Origin of the sequence: Methylibium sp. T29-B (assembly GCF_000576225.1) — a bacterium.
Classification (GTDB): Bacteria; Pseudomonadota; Gammaproteobacteria; order Burkholderiales; family Burkholderiaceae_C; genus Methylibium; species Methylibium petroleiphilum.
The window spans coordinates 1-3,760 of sequence record NZ_AZSN01000240.1; the positions used below are offsets into that span (position 1 = coordinate 1).

Annotated in this window: 5 protein-coding genes; 4 read left to right on the forward strand and 1 reads right to left on the reverse strand. The window is 71.9% G+C overall.

The features are described 5' to 3' along the window. Positions 1–743, forward strand: a 743-nt coding sequence (locus tag Y694_RS20335; protein ID WP_155935879.1) for a DUF3108 domain-containing protein, incomplete at its 5' end; no start/stop codon positions are given. Between the two features lie 78 nt (positions 744–821). Then, complete coding sequence (locus Y694_RS20340; protein ID WP_011831203.1) at positions 822–1,100, forward strand: DUF3567 domain-containing protein; 279 nt, start codon at positions 822–824, stop codon at positions 1,098–1,100. On the opposite strand, the gene Y694_RS20345 is transcribed toward Y694_RS20340, so the two are convergent. Continuing rightward, a complete protein-coding gene (locus Y694_RS20345; RefSeq protein ID WP_036235937.1) occupies positions 1,054–2,331 on the reverse strand; it encodes a putative zinc-binding metallopeptidase in 1,278 nt (425 codons plus the stop codon). The genes Y694_RS20340 and Y694_RS20345 overlap by 47 nt on opposite strands. 200 nt (positions 2,332–2,531) lie before the next feature. Here Y694_RS20345 and Y694_RS20350 point away from each other — a divergent pair, with 200 nt between their 5' ends. Together Y694_RS20350 and Y694_RS20355 are read left to right on the forward strand one after the other, a co-directional pair. After that, complete coding sequence (locus Y694_RS20350) at positions 2,532–3,290, forward strand: class II glutamine amidotransferase (RefSeq protein WP_036235940.1); 759 nt, start codon at positions 2,532–2,534, stop codon at positions 3,288–3,290. Positions 3,291–3,306: 16 nt separating this feature from the next. After that, a partial coding sequence (locus tag Y694_RS20355) for a (2Fe-2S)-binding protein (protein ID WP_036235943.1) occupies positions 3,307–3,760 on the forward strand: 454 nt, incomplete at its 3' end.

The following is a 3,760-nucleotide window of genomic DNA, read 5'->3' on the forward strand; positions in this document are numbered from 1 at the left end:
AGGCGAAGGACGAAGCCGCGCCCGCCGCGCTGCCCGACGACCTGCTGCTGGCTGTTGCGACCACGGCACCCGCCGTGGCGGCGACCGGTGGCGACGCTGCACCGCCGACCTACCGCACCCGCATCCCGGCCGCGGCCAGGGTCGACTACCGCCTCAGCCGCGGCGCCATCACCGGCAGCGGCGAGATCGACTGGCGACCGCAGGGCAGCGGCTATGTGCTGCGGCTCGAGGGCCGGGTGCCGATCATCGGCACGCTGATCACGCAGACCAGCCGCGGCGGCTTCGACGCCGCCGGCCTGGCGCCGGAGCGCTACACCGACAAGCGGCTGCGGCGTGCCGAGCAGGCGGCCAGCTTCCAGCGCGGCGCCGGGGTGATCAGCTTCTCTGGGCAGAGCCCGGAGCAGCCGGTGACGCCCGGCGTGCAGGACCGCCTGAGCGTGATGCTGCAGCTCGCGGCCATCGCCAACGCCTGGAGCAAGCCGCCGCCGGCCGGCGAGCACTTCCTGATCCGGGTGGTCGGGGCGCGTGGCGATGCCCACGTCTGGTCGCTGCGCTTCGAGGGCCTGCAGTCGGTCGACACGCCGGCCGGCAGCGTGCGTGCACTGCGCTTCCTGCGCGAGCCCGAGGGCCCGCAGGACACCCGCGCCGAGTTCTGGCTCGACCCGGCCCGCCAGTACCTGCCGGTGCGCGCCCGCCTCACCGACGGCAGCAGCGACGCGTTTGAACTGCTGCGGGTGAACTGAGTCGAACCCTGCAGGCGATGGGGTTCCTGGCTTGAAATTTGCGTCAGCCCCATCACCTGGCCCTCAAAGGGGAAGTCCATGCAGATGCTCTACAACTCCGACAGTTTCGCCGTGGTGCAGTTCGAGGTGGCGTCCGAGGAACCGGACGTCCGCGAAGGCGTGCCCGGGCTGACGCGGGGCGGCTACGAGATCGTCGACAAGTTCGCGCGCAAGGAGATCTTCATCGAGGGCGCCCTGGCCGCGAGCTTCCGCGAGGGCGTGGACGCGCTGATCGAGACCTCGCCGTCCGAAGAGGAGATCGACGCCTATGTCAGTCGCTACGCGGCGCTGATGCAGCAGCCGCTGGTGCTGCACTGACGGCGGGCGCCTCCGGAGGCACGGCGGCTTCGGCGTCGGTCGCAGCGAGCGGTTCCTTCGCGGGCGCCGCGCTCTGCGGCTCGGCCGCCGCCGCCTGCACCACCAGGTGCACGAACTGCAGCTTCGCCACCACCGGCCGTGGCAGCACGAAGGGGTAGAAGTCGTGCTGGCCCATGCTGCGCGACAGCTCGTTGAGCACGCTGGTCAGGGCCACCCATTCGTTGACGAAGCCCAGGAAGTGGGCGGCGCCGGGATCGTCGGGGCGCCACAGCACGTCGGCTCCGAAGGGCTCGATCTCGATCGCCACCGTGCGGGCGTCGAGGCCGAAGCTGAGCGCGGTGTCGTGCGTGTCGACCATGTGCAGGTAGTGCGCCCAGGTCTCCGCCCAGTCCTCCCACGGGTGCGTGCTGGCATAGCTGCTCACGTGGCGCTGCGCCCAGTCGGGCGCCGGCCCGTTGGCGTAGTGGCGCTGCAGCGCCGCGGCGTAGTCGTCGCGCTCGTCGCCGAACAGCTCGCGGTAGCCGTCCAGCCAGGGTGTGCCGTCCACCAGCCGGTCCCAGTAGTAGTGGCCCACCTCGTGGCGGAAGTGCCCCAGCAGCGTGCGGTAGGGCTCGCGCATCGCGGCGCGGATGCGTTCACGCACCGCGTCGTCGGCCTCGTCGAGATTCAGCGTGATCAGGCCGCTGGCATGCCCCGTCATCACCGCGGGCGCGCCGGGCAGCGGCGCCAGCACGTCGAACATCAGGCCGCGTTCGGCGTCCCGGTCGTCGCCGGCCACGCGCGACGCGACCGGCAGGCCCAGCGAGATCAGCTGCGACACCAGGCGCCGCCGGGCCAGCTCGATGCGGCGCCACAGCTCGGCATGGTCGGGTTGCGTCAGGTCGGGAATGGTGCGGTTGAGCCGGCAGGCCTGGCACAGCGGCTGGAAGCGGCCGTCCGCCGAGGCCGGCACCAGCCAGTTGCAGCCGGCGATGGTGTCGAAGTTGCCGCAGCGCCGGTACAGCGTCTGCGCGTCGCCCTCCACGTGCCAGGTGGTCTCCTCGGGGCCCGGATCGAGGGCCAGCACCTGCCCGCGCCGCGGCTCGTAGCCCAGCGCGGCGCCGCAGCCGTGGCACAGGCTGTTGCGGAAGAACACCGGCCGGCCGCAGCGGCAGCGGTAGCTGCGCGGCACGCGCGGCGTCGGCAGGCCGGCGTCGGTCGGGTTCGTCGGCAGATCGGCAAGATCGGTCATCAGGGGCTCCGCGGCCGTGGGGGCGCCGCTGCGAACGAGTGTGTCATGCAGCGGCCGTTCCGTTGCCGGTTGTGCAAGGCCTTGCACACCGAAGCGATCTGTTGCACGGCGGCCCACGCACGGCCGCGGCCGTGGCCGCGCAGGCGATAGAAGCCGATACTGTCCGTCCGCGTCTCCACTCCCTCTTCTTCACGCATCCCATGTGCCAGCTGCTCGGCATGAACGGCAACACGCCGACCGACATCGTGTTCAGCTTCACCGGCTTCGCGACGCGCGCGGTCGAGCTCAAGGACGGCTTCGGCATCGCCTTCTTCGAGGGCCCCGGCGTGCGCTGCTTCGTCGACCACCACAGCGCCAACGATTCGCCGGTGGCCGAGATGGTGCGGCGCTACCCGATCCGCAGCCGGCACGTCATCTCGCACATCCGCAAGGCCACGCAGGGCGGCGTGGCGCTGCAGAACACCCATCCCTTCGTGCGCGAGCTGTGGGGCCGCTACTGGGTGTTCGCCCACAACGGCGACCTGAAGGACTTCCACCCCAAGCTGCACGCCGCCTTCCATCCGGTCGGCGACACCGACAGCGAGCGCGCCTTCTGCTGGCTGCTGCAGGAGCTGGCGAAGAACCACGCGTCGGTGCCGAGCGTGCGCGACCTGACCGAGACGCTGCGCGAGCTGGCGCCGCCGGTGGCCCGCCACGGCAGCTTCAACTTCCTGCTCAGCAACGGCGACGCGCTGTGGGCGCACGGCGCCACGCGGCTGCACTGGCTGGTGCGCCAGCACCCGTTCCGCCACGCGCGGCTGCAGGACCAGGATCTGACGGTGAACTTCGCCGAGCACACCACGCCGAACGACCGCGTCGCGGTCATCGTCACCGAACCGCTGACGGCCGACGAGGACTGGCAGGCCTTCGCACCCGGCGAACTGCGGGTGTTCCAGGACGGGCAGGCGCTCGACGCCTGAACCGGCACGCCACGCGATGGACCTGCTGATCAACGGCCACTTCGTGCCGCTGCCCGACGAGGCCGTCGACCCGGCGATGCCGCTGCTGTGGGTGCTGCGCGACGTGCTGCAGCTCACCGGCAGCAAATACGGCTGCGGCATTGGGGCCTGCGGCGCCTGCACCGTGCGGCTCGACGGCGTGCCTGCGCGCTCCTGCGTCACGCCGCTGTCCGCGGTCGGCGGCAGGGCGGTGCAGACCATCGAGGGCCTGGGCAGCGCCGAGCGGCCGCATGCGCTCCAGCGCGCCTGGGTGCTGCACCAGGTGCCGCAGTGCGGCTACTGCCAGAGCGGCCTGCTGATGGCCGCCGCGGCGCTGCTCGAACGCCAGCCGCGGCCGAGCGATGCCGACATCGACGCGGCCCTCACCAACCTCTGCCGCTGCGGCACCTACCCGCGCGTGCGTGCCGCCATCCACACGGCCGCGGCGGCAC

Excerpts from the sequence above, each read along its gene's own strand:
- Y694_RS20350 (WP_036235940.1), top strand. The coding sequence starts at position 2,532 with ATGTGCCAGCTGCTCGGCATGAACGGCAACACGCCGACCGACATCGTG.
- Y694_RS20340 (WP_011831203.1), top strand. The coding sequence starts at position 822 with ATGCAGATGCTCTACAACTCCGACAGTTTCGCCGTGGTGCAGTTCGAG.
- Y694_RS20345 (WP_036235937.1), bottom strand. The coding sequence starts at position 2,331 with ATGACCGATCTTGCCGATCTGCCGACGAACCCGACCGACGCCGGCCTG.